At 61.1% G+C, this 16,457-nt stretch carries 19 protein-coding genes; 8 read left to right on the top strand and 11 right to left on the bottom strand.

Going from position 1 to position 16,457, the window contains the following annotated elements:
• Positions 1 to 46: 46 nt before the first annotated feature.
• The 3 genes from rsmD to AB4N64_RS26530 are packed head-to-tail and all read right to left on the bottom strand — an operon-like array spanning position 47 to position 3,496.
• A complete protein-coding gene (rsmD, locus tag AB4N64_RS26520) occupies positions 47 to 658 on the bottom strand; it encodes a 16S rRNA (guanine(966)-N(2))-methyltransferase RsmD (protein WP_460119993.1) in 612 nt (203 codons plus the stop codon).
• Positions 658 to 2,148: a M16 family metallopeptidase gene (locus tag AB4N64_RS26525; protein ID WP_460119995.1), complete on the bottom strand. Its 1,491-nt coding sequence runs from the start codon at positions 2,146 to 2,148 to the stop codon at positions 658 to 660. The genes rsmD and AB4N64_RS26525 overlap by 1 nt, the downstream gene beginning before the upstream one ends.
• Complete coding sequence (locus AB4N64_RS26530) at positions 2,141 to 3,496, bottom strand: M16 family metallopeptidase (RefSeq protein WP_460119996.1); 1,356 nt, start codon at positions 3,494 to 3,496, stop codon at positions 2,141 to 2,143. The genes AB4N64_RS26525 and AB4N64_RS26530 overlap by 8 nt, the downstream gene beginning before the upstream one ends.
• Positions 3,497 to 3,840: 344 nt before the next feature.
• Here AB4N64_RS26530 and ftsY point away from each other — a divergent pair, with 344 nt between their 5' ends.
• The 4 genes from ftsY (at position 3,841) to rpoH (ending at position 7,931) form a co-directional block, all read left to right on the top strand.
• Positions 3,841 to 5,277 (top strand): signal recognition particle-docking protein FtsY, encoded by a 1,437-nt coding sequence (ftsY, locus tag AB4N64_RS26535; protein ID WP_460119999.1) that lies wholly within the window; start codon positions 3,841 to 3,843, stop codon positions 5,275 to 5,277.
• Positions 5,274 to 5,945, top strand: coding sequence for a cell division ATP-binding protein FtsE (ftsE, locus tag AB4N64_RS26540; protein WP_460120001.1), 672 nt, complete (start codon positions 5,274 to 5,276; stop codon positions 5,943 to 5,945). Before ftsY ends, ftsE begins: the two co-directional genes overlap by 4 nt.
• Complete coding sequence (gene ftsX, locus AB4N64_RS26545; RefSeq protein WP_460120003.1) at positions 5,942 to 6,964, top strand: permease-like cell division protein FtsX; 1,023 nt, start codon at positions 5,942 to 5,944, stop codon at positions 6,962 to 6,964. The genes ftsE and ftsX overlap by 4 nt, the downstream gene beginning before the upstream one ends.
• 112 nt (positions 6,965 to 7,076) lie before the next feature.
• On the top strand, positions 7,077 to 7,931 hold the full coding sequence (rpoH, locus tag AB4N64_RS26550; protein WP_368555870.1) for an RNA polymerase sigma factor RpoH: 855 nt from the start codon (positions 7,077 to 7,079) through the stop codon (positions 7,929 to 7,931).
• A 114-nt stretch (positions 7,932 to 8,045) separates the two neighbouring features.
• Here rpoH and mtgA read toward each other — a convergent pair whose 3' ends face one another.
• The gene (gene mtgA / locus AB4N64_RS26555) at positions 8,046 to 8,768 is read right to left on the bottom strand and encodes a monofunctional biosynthetic peptidoglycan transglycosylase (RefSeq protein WP_460120005.1); all 723 of its coding nucleotides are present in this window, start codon (positions 8,766 to 8,768) and stop codon (positions 8,046 to 8,048) included.
• A gap of 74 nt (positions 8,769 to 8,842) precedes the next feature.
• Between mtgA and AB4N64_RS26560 the strand changes: the two genes are divergently transcribed.
• The 4 genes from AB4N64_RS26560 (at position 8,843) to trmB (ending at position 11,088) form a co-directional block, all read left to right on the top strand.
• Positions 8,843 to 9,223, top strand: a complete 381-nt coding sequence (locus AB4N64_RS26560) for a DUF423 domain-containing protein (RefSeq protein WP_460120007.1) — start codon at positions 8,843 to 8,845, stop codon at positions 9,221 to 9,223.
• A gap of 71 nt (positions 9,224 to 9,294) precedes the next feature.
• Positions 9,295 to 9,495 carry a sulfur carrier protein ThiS gene (gene thiS, locus AB4N64_RS26565; protein ID WP_008026157.1) on the top strand — a complete coding sequence of 67 codons (201 nt, stop codon included), beginning with the start codon at positions 9,295 to 9,297 and terminating at the stop codon, positions 9,493 to 9,495.
• Positions 9,496 to 9,558: 63 nt separating this feature from the next.
• On the top strand, positions 9,559 to 10,353 hold the full coding sequence (locus tag AB4N64_RS26570) for a thiazole synthase (protein WP_460120009.1): 795 nt from the start codon (positions 9,559 to 9,561) through the stop codon (positions 10,351 to 10,353).
• 9 nt (positions 10,354 to 10,362) lie between these two features.
• Entirely contained in the window at positions 10,363 to 11,088 is a 726-nt protein-coding gene (trmB, locus tag AB4N64_RS26575) for a tRNA (guanosine(46)-N7)-methyltransferase TrmB (RefSeq protein ID WP_460120011.1), read from the top strand.
• A gap of 160 nt (positions 11,089 to 11,248) precedes the next feature.
• On the opposite strand, the gene AB4N64_RS26580 is transcribed toward trmB, so the two are convergent.
• From AB4N64_RS26580 to AB4N64_RS26610, 7 genes are all read right to left on the bottom strand, one after another.
• Complete coding sequence (locus tag AB4N64_RS26580; protein ID WP_460120013.1) at positions 11,249 to 11,572, bottom strand: DUF3392 domain-containing protein; 324 nt, start codon at positions 11,570 to 11,572, stop codon at positions 11,249 to 11,251.
• 9 nt (positions 11,573 to 11,581) lie between these two features.
• Positions 11,582 to 12,787 (bottom strand): radical SAM family heme chaperone HemW, encoded by a 1,206-nt coding sequence (gene hemW / locus AB4N64_RS26585; RefSeq protein WP_460120015.1) that lies wholly within the window; start codon positions 12,785 to 12,787, stop codon positions 11,582 to 11,584.
• Positions 12,784 to 13,380 (bottom strand): RdgB/HAM1 family non-canonical purine NTP pyrophosphatase, encoded by a 597-nt coding sequence (gene rdgB / locus AB4N64_RS26590; protein WP_460120017.1) that lies wholly within the window; start codon positions 13,378 to 13,380, stop codon positions 12,784 to 12,786. The genes hemW and rdgB overlap by 4 nt, the downstream gene beginning before the upstream one ends.
• On the bottom strand, positions 13,377 to 13,811 hold the full coding sequence (locus AB4N64_RS26595; protein WP_460120019.1) for a DUF4426 domain-containing protein: 435 nt from the start codon (positions 13,809 to 13,811) through the stop codon (positions 13,377 to 13,379). The genes rdgB and AB4N64_RS26595 overlap by 4 nt, the downstream gene beginning before the upstream one ends.
• A gap of 26 nt (positions 13,812 to 13,837) precedes the next feature.
• Positions 13,838 to 14,458 carry a methionine biosynthesis protein MetW gene (metW, locus tag AB4N64_RS26600; protein WP_460120021.1) on the bottom strand — a complete coding sequence of 207 codons (621 nt, stop codon included), beginning with the start codon at positions 14,456 to 14,458 and terminating at the stop codon, positions 13,838 to 13,840.
• 7 nt (positions 14,459 to 14,465) lie between these two features.
• On the bottom strand, positions 14,466 to 15,605 hold the full coding sequence (gene metX, locus AB4N64_RS26605; RefSeq protein ID WP_460120022.1) for a homoserine O-succinyltransferase MetX: 1,140 nt from the start codon (positions 15,603 to 15,605) through the stop codon (positions 14,466 to 14,468).
• A 252-nt stretch (positions 15,606 to 15,857) separates the two neighbouring features.
• A complete protein-coding gene (locus tag AB4N64_RS26610; protein WP_460120024.1) occupies positions 15,858 to 16,448 on the bottom strand; it encodes a YggT family protein in 591 nt (196 codons plus the stop codon).
• Positions 16,449 to 16,457: the final 9 nt, after the last annotated feature.

Below are 16,457 nucleotides of genomic sequence, written 5' to 3' on the forward strand. Positions count from 1 at the left end.
TCGATGCAGCGGTGCGCAACCTGTGCGCACCTTTCAGGCCGGTCGATTAACCGACAATCTCTGCCATACGTTGCCACAACGAGTAGTAAACGCGCCCGGATTTTTGCTCTCGGTGCAGGCGCCAGTTGCCCGGCAAACCCAGCGTCGAGGGTGCGCTTTCGCTTTCGGTGTAGATCCAGGCGTCGGCCGCCAGCCATTGGCGCTCTTCCAGCAGGGTGCACACGGCCGGCAACAGGTTCTGGTTGAATGGCGGGTCGAGGAACACCAGGTCGTACGCCATTGCAGGCTGCGTTTCCAGGTAACGCAAGGCATCAGCGGTCTGAACCTGGCCGTTGGTGCAGCGCAGCGTACCCAGGTGTTCTTTCAGGCTGGACACCGCGACATGGCTGGCATCCAGCGCTTGCCCGCTGGCGGCGCCACGGGACAGGGCTTCGAGAAACAGCGCGCCGCTGCCGGCGAACGGGTCAAGGACCTTGGCACCTGGCACATAAGGCGCAAGCCAGTTGAACAGGGTTTCACGCACCCGATCCGGAGTGGGACGCAGGCCCGGCGCATCGGGGAAGCTCAGCTTCCGGCTGCGCCATTCGCCGCCGATGATGCGCAACTGATTCACGCCGTTGTGCACGTTTTGTGCAGGTTTCTTGGGACGGGTAGCCATCAATGCTCCGGAACCCCGAGCGGTTGCTCGGCAGGTTTGTCAGTAGGGGCCGGCAACGGCTTTTGCGGTACGGTCGGGCCAGCGGTGACGATGACCATCTTATCCGTGCTCAGGTGTTTGTTCAGTGCGGTCTTGACTTGCTCAACCGTCAGGCTCTGAGACTGCTGCATGAAGTCTTCCAGGTAGCTGAGCGGCAGATTATAAAAGCCCATGGCGCCGAGCTGGCCGACAATATCGGCGTTACTGGCGGTGGACAGCGGGAAACTGCCCGCCAGTTCGCGCTTGGCGTCGTCGAGCTCCTTCTGGGTCGGACCGGTCTTGAGGTAGTCGGCAAGCACCTCCTGCACCAGCTTCAATGTGCCTTCGCTCATCTCGGCGCGGGTCTGCAGGTTGATCATGAACGGGCCGCGAGCCTGCATCGGGGTGAAGCCCGAATACACGCCATACGTCAGGCCGCGCTTCTCGCGCACTTCGCTCATCAGGCGGGTTCCGAAACCACCGCCGCCAAGGATCTGGTTACCCATGGACAGGGCGGCGTAATCCGGGTCGTCACGGTCGATGCCCAGCTGCGCGAGCATCAGGTTGGTTTGCTTGGACGGAAACTCGATGTGGCCGTTGCTGGCCTTGGGCTCGACCGGGGCCGCCAACTTCGCCAGCGCCGGACCTTTTGGCAGCGAGCTGGATACCTGGGCGGCAATGGCTTCGGCTTCGGCACGGGACAGGTCGCCCACCAGCGCAATCACCACGTTGCCCGCCGCGTAGGCTTTTTGGTGGAACGCTTTCAACTGCGCCAGGGTAATGGCTGGCACGGTTTGCGCCGTGCCATCGCTGCTGTGCGCGTAAGGGTGGTCGCCGTACAGCCGCTTCATCAACTCGATGCTGGCCAGTTTTCCGGGGTTCTGCTTTTGATATTCAAAGCCGGCGAGCATCTGGTTCTTGATGCGCGCGAACGAGTCGGCAGGGAAGGTCGGCTGGCCGACCACTTCGCAGAACAGTTTCAGCGCCGGTTCGCGTTTGTCCGGGGCGCTGAGGCTGCGCACGGAAGCCAATGCCATGTCTTTGAACGCGCCGTTACTGAAGTCTGCCCCCAGGCCTTCGAAGCCCTGGGCAATGGCGCTCACATCCTTGCCCGCCACGCCTTCGTTGAGCATTGCGTTGGTCAGCACCGCCAGGCCGGGTGCGTCGCCGTCCTGGCTGCTGCCGGCGGCGAAGATCAGGCGCATGTCGAACATTGGCAGTTCGCGGGCTTCGACAAACAGCACCTTGGTGCCTTCGGCGGTGTTCCACGATTGCACGTTCAGGGTGCGACGGCTTGGTGCCTTGCCGTCGAGTTCGGCTAGCGACTGCAGCTTTTGGCTGGACTTGGCGTTGTCGAGGGCCTCGCTGGCGACAGTCTCGCGGGTTTGGGTGAAGTAAAACGCTGCGCAGCCGATGGCCGCGACGGCCACCAAGGCAACCAGCAACAAGGGTGATTTCTTACGCTCACTCATGAGTCGTCTCCAGAGGCAGGACATGGGCGACGCTGAGACGTTCGCGGGTGAAATACAGCTTGGCGGCGTTCTGGATGTCTTGTGGGGTAACGCTTTCCAGGTCGGCCAGTTCGGTGTCCATCAATTTCCACGACAGGCCGACGGTTTCCAATTGGCCGATGGCCGTGGCCTGGCTTGTGATCGAGTCGCGCTCGTAGACCAGGCCGGCGATGACCTGCGCCCGCACGCGTTCAAGCTCTTCGGCGGACGGTGCGGTGGTTTTCAACTGATCGAGCAGCTTCCACAGACCGGCGTCGGTCTGGGCGATGGTTTTGTTTTTCTGCGTGTTCGGCGTTGCCGACAGGGTGAACAGGCTGTCGCCTCGGGTGTAGGCGTCGTAATTCGACGAGCCGCCGGACACCAGTTCTTCTCCGCGCTCCAGTTGGGTCGGGATGCGTCCGCTGTAGCCGCCGTCCAGCAGGGCCGAGATCAGTCGCAAGGCGTTGACCGAACGTTTGTCTTCGGCAGTGGCAATGCTCGGCACGTTGAAACCCAGCATCAGGCTCGGCAACTGCGTCTGTACGTGCAGGGTGATCTGGCGTTCGCCGGGTTCGGCCAGTTCCAGCGGAATTTTCGCGGGTGGCACGTCACGCCTGGCGATCGGGCCAAAGTAACGCTGGGCCAGGGTTTTGACTTCATCCGGGGTGACGTCGCCGACCACGACCAGCGTGGCGTTGTTCGGTACGTACCAGGATTGATACCAATGGCGCAGTTCCTCCACTTTCATGCGGTCCAGGTCAGCCATCCAGCCGATGGTCGGCGTGTGGTAACCGCTGGCCGGGTAGGCCATGGCCTTGAAGCGCTCGTAGGCCTTGGACATCGGCTTGTCATCGGTACGCAGACGGCGCTCTTCCTTGATGACTTCGATTTCGCGGGCGAACTCGTCGGCCGGCAAGCGCAGGCTCGCCATGCGGTCGGCTTCCAGTTCGAAGGCCACGCCCAGGCGATCGCGGGCCAGGACCTGGTAATAGGCGGTGAAGTCGTCGCTGGTGAAGGCGTTTTCTTCGGCACCCAGATCGCGCAGGATCAGCGATGCCTCGCCCGGGCCGACTTTCTCGCTGCCCTTGAACATCATGTGTTCCAGAGCGTGGGACAAACCGGTCTGGCCCGGGGTCTCGTAGCTGGAACCGACTTTGTACCAGACCTGCGAGACCACCACCGGCGCGCGATGGTCTTCGCGCACGACGACTTTCAGGCCGTTGTCGAGGGTGAACTCATGGGTCGGTTGCGGGTCGGCAGCAAGGGCTGTAAAGGGCAGACAAACTGTGCTGAGCAGCAGGCCTGCAGCGCGGCGGGCTAGAGCATTCATTCGTTTTTAAACCTGTTGGGCTGCCCGCTTGTTCTTAGCGTCAGCGGGCGAGAGGGTGCTAGGATACTGATCCGTTTTACTGGCGGCCACGCCTATCCGGCCTTTGATCGGTCGGCAGGTTGTTTAGGTTTTTGCCGGAAACTGTGAGTTTGTCAGCTAAACTCTGCGTTTTCGCCGACGATGCCGTTCCAGTCCATCGTATTAATCGACGTTTGAGGCGCTTTTTGCACCTCGACAAAATGTTGCGCGTGAACAAGCTGGGTCAATCGCAGTCTGTTCTGCATCGAATGTTCAATTGCCGGGGCGCCCTTTGGCGCGTCGCTACCGTGAGATAGCCGTCCTCCATGTTTGGTTCCAACGACGACAAGAAAGCCCCAGCCGCGGCTGGTGAAAAGAAAGGCCTGTTCGGATGGCTGCGCAAAAAGCCGCAGGAAACCGTCGTCGAACAGTCACAGCCACTTCCTGAACCAGCGCCTGAGCCGGTCGCGCAAGAGCCTGCGCCGATCGTGCTGGCGAATGCCGAACCTGTGCTGCAGCCGGTCGTCGAGCCTGAAACCGTTGCCGAACAACCGCTGACGCCCGCCGATGAGCCTTGGCTGACATTGCCCGTGGCGGAAGAACCGGTCGCGCTGGTCGAGGATGACCTGGCGCCGCACGTGACGCCTGCGATCCCGGCGCCCGGACCGTTTGCCCCCGAGCCTGTTGAAGTGCCACCTGTGGTGGTCGAGGCGGCGGCCGTTGTTCCGGAGCCTGAGGCCCCTGCGGCCGTTCCCGCGCCTGATGTTGCAACACCGGCGCTCGCCGTGCCGGTCGAGGCTGCCGTCGAGCCTGTGCGCACCGAAGAAAATAAAGCCGGCTTCTTCGCCCGCCTCAAGCAGGGCCTGTCCAAGACCAGCGCCAGCATCGGCGAAGGCATGGCCAGCCTGTTTCTCGGCAAGAAGATCATCGATGACGAGTTGCTCGACGACATCGAGACCCGCTTGCTGACAGCCGACGTGGGCGTCGAGGCCACGTCAGTGATCATTCAGCGCCTGACGCAAAAGGTTGCGCGCAAGGAGCTGGCGGATGCCGACGCACTCTACAAATCCCTGCAAGCCGAATTGGCAGCCATGCTCAAGCCGGTCGAGCAGCCACTGAAGATCACCTCGCAGAATAAGCCCTTCGTCATTCTGGTGGTGGGCGTCAACGGCGCTGGCAAGACCACCACCATCGGCAAGTTGGCGAAGAAACTGCAGCTCGAAGGCAAGAAGGTCATGCTCGCCGCCGGCGATACCTTCCGTGCCGCCGCCGTCGAGCAGTTGCAGGTCTGGGGGGAGCGCAACAAGATTCCGGTAATCGCCCAGCACACGGGGGCTGACTCCGCCTCGGTCATTTTTGACGCCGTCCAGGCCGCCAAGGCCCGTGGCATCGATGTGCTGATCGCCGATACCGCCGGTCGCCTGCACACCAAAGACAACCTGATGGAAGAACTGAAGAAGGTTCGTCGGGTTATTGGCAAACTTGATGCCGACGCACCGCACGAAGTGCTGCTGGTGCTCGACGCCGGGACCGGCCAAAACGCCATCAACCAGGCGAAACAGTTCAACCAGACCGTCGAACTGACTGGCCTGGCGTTGACCAAGCTGGACGGCACCGCCAAGGGTGGGGTGATCTTCGCCCTGGCCAAGCAGTTCGGTTTGCCGATTCGCTACATCGGCGTCGGTGAAGGCATCGACGACTTGCGCACCTTTGAGGCCGAACCCTTTGTCCAGGCATTGTTTGCCGAGCGGGAGCGTTCATGATTCGTTTCGAACAGGTCGGTAAGCGCTACCCGAACGGTCACGTCGGCTTGCATGAACTGAGCTTTCGGGTCCGTCGCGGCGAGTTCCTGTTTGTGACCGGCCATTCCGGCGCCGGTAAAAGCACGCTGTTGCGCCTGCTGCTGGCAATGGAGCGCCCAACCAGTGGCAAGCTGCTGCTGGCGGGCCAGGACCTCGGCACCATTAGCAACGCGCAGATTCCGTTCTTGCGTCGGCAGATTGGTGTGGTGTTCCAGAATCACCAGCTGTTGTTCGATCGCACCGTGTTCAACAACGTTGCGCTGCCGTTGCAGATTCTCGGGCTTTCCAAGGTCGAAGTCGCCAAGCGCGTGGATTCGGCCCTGGAACGCGTGGCGCTGTCGGATAAAGCCGATCTGTACCCCGGCGACTTGTCCACCGGCCAGCAACAACGCGTTGGCATTGCCCGCGCTATCGTTCACCGCCCGGCGTTGCTGCTGGCGGACGAACCGACCGGTAACCTCGACCCGCGTCTGGCGGCGGAAATCATGGGTGTGTTCGAAGACATCAATCGCCTGGGCACCAGCGTGCTGATCGCCAGCCACGACCTGGCTTTGATCGCCCGCATGCGCCACCGCATGTTGACGCTGCAACGCGGTCGATTGATCGGTGACGGGGAGGCCGGCGTATGAGCGCGACACGTAGCCCCAAGGTTTCCGAGCGCGTGGCGCCAAAAGCCGCCGATCCGCAACCGCAAAAGAAAAAACGCGACGATGACGACGGCCCGGATTTCGCTACGCTGTTCGCCGCCTGGATTGAAAGCCATCGCGCCAGCTTGCTGGACAGCCTGCGCCGTCTGGGCAAGCAGCCGATCGGCAGTTTCTTCACCTGCATGGTGATGGCGGTGGCCCTGAGCTTGCCCATGGGCCTGTCACTTTTGCTAAGTAATGTCGAGCGTCTCGGCGGCTCCTGGCAGCGTGCGGCGCAGATTTCCCTGTATCTGGAACTCGATGCCAGCCCGGCGCAAGGCGAGTCGTTGCGCGAGCAGATCAAGCGTCTGCCGGGTGTCGCTGATGCCGAGTATGTCGGCCGCGATCAGGCGCTGGAAGAATTCCAGCAGCAGTCCGGGTTGGGCGATGCCTTGAAGGAGCTGCCGGAAAACCCGCTGCCCGGCGTGGTGCTGGTGACCCCGAACGAGGTGGACAAGCCCGCGCTTGAAGCATTACGACAACAACTTTCCGAATTGCCCAAGGTACAACAGGCGCAACTTGATCTAGTCTGGGTCGAGCGTCTGGCAGCGATCCTCAAGCTGGGTGACCGTTTTGTCTTCGGTCTGACCGTGCTTCTGGTTTCTGCATTACTTTTGGTGATAGGCAATACCATTCGTCTTCATATTGAAAACCGCCGCACCGAGATAGAAGTGATTAAACTCGTCGGCGGCACCGACAGTTATGTGCGCAGGCCCTTTCTTTATATGGGCGCGTTGTATGGCTTCGGTGCGGGGATACTTTCCTGGGGCGTATTGGCGTTTGGCCTGGACTGGCTGAACGATGCGGTGGTCGGGTTGGCGGGTTTGTACGGCAGCGATTTTGCGCTGGCCGGTGTGCCGGTTGCCGACGGTCTGTCGCTCTTGCTTGGCGCGGTGCTGTTGGGGTATATCGGTGCATGGATTGCAGTCGCACGCCACCTGAGGGAGCTTGCGCCTAAGTAGTATCATTTTGCTCGTATTGACCTTTCAGCGTTTTTGGGAACTTGTCTTTCGGTTTCCGGTCAATTTTCGCAGTGCTGAACTGCACGAGTTTGTAAGTCGGAGGTTTTGACGTATGACCAATTCTTTGCAACCTGCATATGCTCTGGTCCCGGGTGCGAACCTGGAGGCCTATGTGCACACTGTCAACAGCATCCCATTGCTGACGCCAGAGCAGGAGCGTGAACTGGCCGAGAGTCTCTACTATGAGCAGGATCTGGGGGCGGCTCGGCAGATGGTGCTCGCCCACCTGCGTTTTGTCGTACATATCGCCCGCAGCTATTCCGGCTATGGCCTGGCTCAGGCAGACCTGATTCAGGAAGGCAACGTCGGCCTGATGAAGGCCGTGAAGCGCTTTAACCCGGAAATGGGTGTGCGCCTGGTTTCGTTCGCCGTGCACTGGATCAAGGCGGAAATCCACGAATTCATCCTGCGCAACTGGCGCATCGTGAAAGTCGCGACCACCAAGGCCCAGCGCAAGCTGTTCTTCAACCTGCGCAGCCAGAAGAAACGCCTGGCGTGGCTGAACAACGAGGAAGTCCACCGTGTGGCGGAAAGCCTTGGCGTAGAGCCGCGGGAAGTGCGCGAGATGGAAAGTCGCCTGACCGGCCAGGACATGGCCTTCGACCCGGCCGCTGAGGCGGACGACGACAGTGCTTTCCAATCGCCGGCCAACTACCTGGAAGACCACCGGTACGACCCGGCGCGTCAACTGGAAGACGCTGATTGGAGTGACAACTCCAACCACAACCTGCACGAAGCGCTGGAAGTGCTGGACGACCGTAGCCGTGACATCCTCTACCAGCGCTGGCTGGCGGAAGAAAAAGCGACGCTGCACGATCTGGCGCAGAAGTACAACGTGTCGGCCGAGCGTATTCGTCAGCTCGAGAAGAGTGCGATGAACAAGCTCAAGCTGTCGATTGCTGCGTAACCTGCACCCCGGCAATAAAAAACGCCCCGATCATTGATCGGGGCGTTTTTGTTTCAGGTGTCATTTTTCCCCCCCTGTAGGAGCGAGCTCGCTCCTACAGGGGGGTGTACGGCGTTATTTGGACCAGGGTGCCCGACGCGAATCATTGAGCCCCACCAGATAGCTGTCTCCCCCCAACTGGCTCATCTGCTGACGAATCCAGCCTGCACGGCGGGCGACGTAGTTGGTTGGGTGGCTTGCACTCCACACACGTGGGTTGGGCAGCACGGCGGCCAGCAGGCTCGATTGCTGGCGACTGAGGTTCTTCGCGCTGACGCCAAAGTGATGTCGGGCTGCCGCTTCGGCGCCAAACACGCCGTCATCCCATTCCACGCTGTTGAGGTAGACCTCGAGAATCCGCTGCTTGGGCCAGAGCAATTCGATCAATCCGGTGAACCAGGCTTCCAGGCCCTTGCGCAGCCAGCTGCGGCCAGACCACAGGAACAGGTTCTTCGACACTTGCTGGCTCAGCGTACTGGCGCCGCGCACCGAGCCGCCCAGCTCGTTGTGGGCCAGGGCGGCACGGATCGCACCGATGTCGAATCCCCAGTGCTCCGGGAATTTCTGATCTTCACCAGCGATCACTGCGACTTTCAGGTCGTCGGAGATTTCGTCCCAGGGTTTCCAGGTGCGTTGCAGGTCGATCGGTTCGCCGTCGAGCCAGGATTCGATCTTGCGTTCCACCATCAAGGCCGTGCCCGGTGGTGGAACCACGCGAAAAATCAGGACCAGCACGACGCTACCACCCGCGAACCAGAGCAGCGCCTTCGTGAATCGTCGTAAAAATAACCGCAGCATAGAGATGGCTTGGCCGAACCCGTCGAGCGGGCCATTATACAGACCCTGTTGATCGAGTCTGACTGGAGTTCTTCATGCTGCGTGGCTTTCTGATGCTGGCTGCTTTCTTCGGTTTCACCGGCGTCGGCCTGGGTGCGTTCGCCGCCCACGGCTTGAAAAGCCGTCTGACGCCCGAGTATCTGGCGATCTTCCATACCGGCGTCACCTATCAACTGGTGCATGCCCTGGCGCTGTTCGGCGTCGCACTGCTAGCCACGCAAATTCAGGGGCGGCTGGTGGCCTGGGCGGGCATCTCGTTCACCGTCGGCATCCTGCTGTTTTCCGGCAGTCTGTACCTGCTGACCACTATCGGCATCGGCAAGCTGGGCATCATCACGCCTTTCGGCGGCCTGGCCTTCCTGATCGGCTGGCTGTGCCTGGGCCTCGCCGCCTGGCGTTTGCCGCTGACCGCTTGACGCTTATTGCTGACCTTGAGGTCACGATCGGGCTAGAATGCCAGCCCCTAAAAATGATGGCGGCATTTGGCATGCGCATTCAGTTGAACGGCGAATCCCTTGAACTGCCCGACGGTGAAACCGTTGCGGCCCTGCTGACCCGTCTGGAACTGACCGGACGCCGGGTGGCGGTCGAGCTCAATCTGGATATCGTCCCGCGCAGCCAGCATGCGGACACCACGCTCAACGACGGTGATTCAGTCGAAGTGGTGCACGCCATCGGCGGCGGCTAGTCGCCCGGCCCAGGTGGCCATAGCATTATTGTGCAAGAACCTCACCCCAACAGAGGATTTCCCATGAGCATCGTTCGCACCGACAAGCCTTTCGTCCTGGCCGGTCGTACTTACCAGTCGCGTCTGCTGGTCGGCACCGGCAAATACCGTGACATGGAAGAAACCCGCCTGGCCATCGAGGCCTCGGGTGCCGAGATCGTCACCGTGGCCGTGCGCCGGACCAACATCGGCCAGAACCCGGGCGAACCGAACCTGCTGGATATCCTGCCGCCGGATCGCTACACCATCCTGCCGAACACCGCCGGTTGCTACGATGCCATTGAGGCTGTGCGCACCTGCCGACTGGCCCGTGAGCTGCTCGATGGCCACAACCTGGTAAAGCTGGAAGTGCTGGCTGACCAGAAAACCCTGTTTCCCAACGTGATCGAAACCCTCAAGGCCGCCGAAGTGCTGGTCAAGGAAGGCTTCGACGTGATGGTCTACACCAGCGATGACCCGATCATCGCACGGCAACTGGCCGAAATCGGCTGCATTGCCGTCATGCCGCTGGCTGGGCTGATCGGCACCGGCCTTGGGATCTGCAACCCGTACAACCTGCAGATCATCCTCGAAGAAGCCAAGATCCCGGTGCTGGTAGACGCCGGTGTCGGTACCGCTTCCGACGCCACTATCGCCATGGAACTGGGCTGCGAAGCCGTGCTGATGAACTCGGCCATCGCCAACGCGCAACAGCCGATCATGATGGCCGAAGCCATGAAGCACGCCATTGTTGCCGGTCGCCTGGCCTATCTCGCGGGCCGCATGCCGAAAAAACTCTACGCCAGCGCTTCTTCGCCGCTGGATGGTCTGATCAAGTAAGAGCCATTGATGACTGAATCAAACGAAACGCCAATCCAGACGGAAGAAGGCGACGAGCGCCAGCACCGCCGCATCAAGAGCTTCGTGATGCGCGCCGGGCGCATGACCGAAGGCCAGCAACGCGGCCTGGAGCAAGGCGCGCCGCTGTTCGTGCTGCCGTTGGCCGACTCGCCGGTGGACTACGACCAGGTCTTCGGTCGCTCGGCACCGCGCTCGCTGGAAATCGGTTTCGGCATGGGCCACTCGCTGCTCGAAATGGCAGCCGCTGCGCCTGAACAGGATTTCATTGGTGTGGAAGTGCACCGTCCGGGTGTCGGTGCGTTGCTCAATGGCGTGCTGACCCAGGGCCTGACCAACCTGCGGGTCTACGATTGCGATGCGATCGAAGTGCTCAACCGTTGCGTGGCCGACAACAGCCTCGATCGCCTGATGCTGTTTTTCCCGGACCCGTGGCACAAGAGCCGTCACCACAAACGCCGTATCGTCCAGGCGTCGTTCGCTGAGCTCGTGCGCAGCAAATTGAAGGTTGGCGGTGTACTGCACATGGCCACCGACTGGGAGCCGTATGCCGAGTACATGCTGGAAGTGATGAACGTCGCACCGGGTTATCGCAACCTGGCCGAAGATGGCAAGTGCGTGCCGCGCCCGGCAGAGCGCCCGATCACCAAGTTCGAACGCCGTGGTGAACGGCTTGGGCATGGGGTTTGGGACTTGAAGTTCGAAAAACAGTCTTAAGCCACACGCGATAACACTGTGGGAGCGGCGGTGCGACGATTCGACTTGCCCGCGATGGCGTACGAACAGTCAACGAAGGTGTTGGATGTTATGGCCTCATCGCGGGCAAGTCGAATCGTCGCACCGCCGCTCCCACAGTTGTTTCTGGTTGGGGCAGAAATTACTTGCGGTCAGCCACTACGCCAATCAACACCAACACCACCAACAACACCGGCGCCAGGCTGTAGTTGTTGAACTGGCTCAGGCCGCGAACGATCCATGGCGTGGCGTAGATCAGTGCTGCGCCGCTGCCGATCATGCACAGCAATGCCATCAGCGGGACACGCAAGGCGCCGGCGATGCTGCCCAGGCGTTGCTCGACCCAGCCTTTGAAATCCGCACCGAACAGCACCAGCAGGCAGCCCACCTGGGCCAAGGCGATTTCCGAGAGATTGCTGCGGCTCCAGCGAGACACGGTGGCGAGCAGGTCGAGTACCAGATCCATTCGGTTTCCTTAGGTCAGAAAATTCTGCAGCAAGTCGTTGAGAAACAGTTGTCCGCGTTCAGTGGCCGCCAGACGTGACGGTTCGACCTGCATCAGGCCGCTTTGTTCGGCGTCGCGGCGGGCTTCGGCCAGGCTGTCCAGGGGCATACCAGTGCGCTCCGGGTAAAGGCACGCTTCGACCCCCTCGGTCAGCCGCAGGGCATTCATCAGGAACTCGAACGGCATTTCATCATCGGTCAGCGTCTTTTCGCCAGCCTTGAAGTTTTTCGCCAGGTTAAGGTAATCCTTCGGCAGACGCGTTTTCCAGGTGCGCACGATGCGCCCGTCCGGATGGCTGAGCTTGCCGTGGGCACCGGCGCCAATGCCGATGAAGTCGCCAAAGCTCCAGTAATTGAGGTTATGCCTTGCCGCACGGCCAGGCTGCGCGTAGGCCGAAACCTCGTATTGCGCGTAACCATGCTCGGCCAGCAGCGCCTGCCCGGCCTCTTGAATATCCCACAAGGTGTCGTCTTCCGGCAGCGTCGGTGGCTGGTTCCAGAACACTGTGTTGGGCTCCAGCGTCAACTGATACCAGGACAGGTGTGTCGGCTTCAGGGCGATGGCGGTGCGCAGGTCGGCCAGGGCGTCATCCAGGGATTGGTCGGGCAGGCCGTGCATCAGGTCGAGGTTGAAGTTATCGAACCCGGCCTGACGGGCCATTCCGGCGGCACGCACGGCCTCGTCGCCATTGTGGATGCGTCCCAGCGCCTTGAGCTTTTCCTGCTGGAAGCTCTGGATGCCGATCGACAGGCGATTGATCCCCAGTGCCCGGTAAGCCACGAACTTGTCCTGCTCAAAAGTGCCTGGGTTGGCTTCCAGGGTGATTTCGATGTCAGCGGCAAAGGGGATGCGCTGCTCGACCCCTTTGAGCAGACGACCCAGCGCCTGGGCACTGAACAGGCTCGGCGTGCCGCCACCGAAGAAAATCGAGCTCAGTTCACGGCCGTACACGGCATGCATGTCCTGGTCGAGATCGGCCAGCAATGCGTCCACATACGCCTGTTCCGGCAACTCGGGGCTGGCGGTGTGGGAGTTGAAGTCGCAATAGGGGCATTTGCGTACGCACCACGGGATGTGGATGTACAACGCCAGCGGCGGCAGCACCGGCAGGGGCGCCCGGAGAGAGGCTGCGCCGCCGCCGTGTATCAGCGGCAACGCGGATGATTCAGGGGTCATTTCAAGCCCAGACGCTGGCGCAGCAGATCCATTGCACGGGCGCGGTGGCTGATCTGGTTCTTGTCGGCCGGGCTCAACTCGGCACTGGAGCAGTCGCGCTCCGGCACCCAGAACAGCGGGTCGTAGCCAAAACCGTGTTCGCCGCTGGCCTGGTGCAGGATGCGGCCCTGCCACAGCCCTTCGCAGAGGATCGGCAGCGGATCATCGGCGTGGCGCACCAGCGCCAGTACGCAGACGAACTGCGCACCGCGCTCGGCGTCGGGCACGTCCTTGAGCGCTTCGAGCAGCTTGGCGTTGTTCGCCGCATCGCCCTTGCCATCGGCGTAGCGGGCCGAGTAAATGCCCGGCGCGCCGCCGAGGAAATCCACCGCCAGCCCCGAATCGTCTGCCAGCGCCGGCAAACCGGAAATACGCGCAGCATTGCGGGCCTTGAGAATGGCGTTCTCGACGAACGAAAGGCCGGTTTCTTCAGGCTCGATGTTGCTGAACTCGCCGATCGAGCGCAGTTGCACCGATTGACCGAGCATGGCCTGCAGTTCCTTGAGTTTGCCGGCGTTATGGCTGGCCAATACGAGTTGCGTGAAATTGATCATTCGCCGGGGAAGAGCTCTTGGTTGAAGTTGAGGGTGTTGATCTTGTCACCGGTCTGCACCTTGATTTCGAAGGTGCGGGTTTCCTGCTGCGGCACCGGATACTGTGCGATGTAGTAGATCGCGCCCTGCTCTGTGATCTGCTTGAAGGTCAGGGGCACGCTCTGGCTGGTCAAGTCCTTGACCGTACCGGTGACGTTGGCCATCAACGGCTTGCCGTCCTTGAGCACCGAGACGTTGATGACGCCCTGGTTCTTGCTGCGGATCAGCTCCGCCGACTTGGCAATGTCAGGCGTCAGGTACGTTGAATTGAAGGTGTTGTAGTGCACCGTCACATCACCGAACGTTTCCTGGCGATCGCTTTTGATCGCATCAGCGGCCATGGCCGTGACACTCAGGCAGGCAGTGAGTAAAAACAGCGCTAGACGACCCATGACCATTCTCCTTGCAATGGCGCGGTTCAGACCGCGATCTTGTGGTCAGCAAGCCCTGGGCTGCTGACACGATAGATACCGATTTCTCCTAATAGATTAGGCCATAGCTTACTGGCCCACCCATGGCGATGCTGTTGATCCACGGCAAGCCGATCAATGACCTTCGCTTCACGTTCGCGGCAAAGTGCCTCAAAGTCTTCGAAGGTGCAGAAGTGGATGTTTGGCGTGTTGTACCAGGTGTACGGCAGGAATTCAGAGACCGGCATCCGACCCTTGCTCGCCAGGTACCAGCGGCAGCGCCAGTGACCGAAGTTGGGGAAGGTGATGATGCACTGGCGACCGACCCTCAGCATTTCGTCGAGGATCTTGTCCGGGTAGTGCACGGCCTGCAGCGCCTGGGTCATGACCACGATGTCGAAGCTGTTACTGGCGAAGTTGCCCAGGCCCTTGTCCAGGTCCTGCTCAATGACATTGATGCCCTTGGCCACGCACTCGGCGATGTTGTCCGGATCATTTTCCAGGCCGTAGCCGGTGACTTGCTTGTTGTCGCGCAGCCAGGTCAGCAGCTCGCCGTCACCGCAGCCCAGGTCGAGCACGCGGCTGCCGGCGGGGATCCATTCCTGGATGATTTCCAGATCAGCTCTCATGGCTTTCTCACAACGCAATACGGTTCATGTAGTTGCCGAACGCCTGTAAATAGCGCGGGATCGGAATCAGGAAGGCGTCGTGGCCTTGCGGAGCGTCGATCTCGAGATAGCAGACGTCTTTCCTGGCCGCCATCAGCGCGTCCACCAGTTCCCGCGACCGGGCTGGGGAGAAGCGCCAGTCGGTGGTGAACGACATCACGCAGAATTTGGCGGTGGCATTGGCGAAGGTTTTCGCCAGGTCATCGTTGAAGTTGGCGGCCGGGTCGAAGTAGTCCAGCGCCTTGGTCATCAACAGGTAGGTGTTGGCGTCGAAACGTCCGGAGAACTCCTCGCCCTGGTAACGCAAGTAGCTTTCGACCTGGAACTCGACGCTGTGGAAGTCGTAGTTGAGCTTTTCGCTCTTGAGGCCTCGGCCGAATTTTTCGCCCATGGAGTCATCGGACAGGTAGGTGATATGACCGACCATCCGCGCCAGCATCAGGCCGCGCTTGGGGATCACACCGGCCTCCTGGAACGAGCCGCCGTGGAATTCGGGATCGGTCAGGATCGCCTGACGTGCCACTTCGTTGAACGCGATGTTCTGTGCCGACAGCTTGGGCGCCGAGGCGATTGCCAGGCAGTGTCGCACGCGGTCCGGGTAAGTGATGGTCCACTGCAAGGCCTGCATGCCGCCGAGGCTGCCGCCGATCACGGCTGCCCACTGCGCCACGCCAAGCGAGTCGGCCAGGCGTGCCTGGCTGTGCACCCAGTCTTCCACGGTCAGCACCGGGAAGTCGGCGCCGAATGGCTTGCCGGTTTCCGGGTTGAGGCTGCTCGGACCCGTGGAGCCGTTGCAACCGCCGAGGTTGTTCAGGCTGACCACGAAGAATTTGTTAGTGTCGATTGGCTTGCCGGGGCCGATGCAACTGTCCCACCAGCCAGGCTTGCGGTCGTCGGGGCTGTGGTAGCCGGCGGCGTGATGATGGCCCGACAGAGCGTGACAGATCAGTACGGCGTTGCTCGCCGTGGCGTTCAGCGTGCCGTAGGTCTCGTAAATCAGGTCATAGGCGGCCAGCGAACGGCCACAGGCCAGGGCCAGGGGTTCGCTGAAGTGCGCCACTTGCGGCGTCACCAGACCAACAGAATCGGGGGGAAAGGCAGCTGGCATCGACCCTGCTCTCGGTTAAATGAGGCGTAAGTCTAAAGACCGATGGGGTTAGCGGCAAGCGAAGGTAAACCCAGGGGTAGCCCCCTGTAGGAGCGAGCACGTCGAAACGTCGAACCGTCGCGATGGTCGTCAACGATAACGCTGGATGCCTGAATGCCTGCGGTGTCTGATACACCCATCGCCAGCAAGCTGGCTCCTACAGGAAGCATGCATTCCCCTGTAGGAGCCAGCTTGCTGGCGATCAGCGATCCATCAGATCAACAGACGCAAAATCTCCGGCATCATGGTCATGGCCGCCAGGTTGTTGATCACCAGCATGTCGATCAGCTTGAGCACCATGAAGGCGAGGATCGGCGAGATGTCCAGGCCGCCCATGCTTGGCAGGATGCGGCGAAATGGCGCCAGGGCCGGCTCGCAGATCTGGTTGACCAGTTCGGCGCCAGGGTTATGGCTACCCGGGGCGACCCACGACAGGATCACGCTGATGATCAGTGCAAAGAAGAAGATCTTCAGGAATAGCGCGGTCACGCCGATGAGCGACCATATCAGCAATTGCAGCGGGTTACCGGTGGTGCCGTAGGTCAGCAGCAGGGTCAGGGCCATCAGTGCCATCTGCACAAGGATCGCCAGCACCAGCGAGGACATGTCCAGGCCAAACAGGCTCGGAATGATCCGGCGCAGTGGTTTGAGCAGTGGCTGGGTGGCCTTGACGACGAACTGGCACAGCGGGTTGTAGAAGTTGGCGCGCACCAGTTGCAGCACAAAACGCAGCAGCACGATCAGCAGGTACAGGCTGCCCAGGGTTTGCAGCACGTAGACCGCTGCGGTGTTCAATCCAATCATGTCAGGCTC

The organism is Pseudomonas sp. S2_C03, from assembly GCF_054668405.1.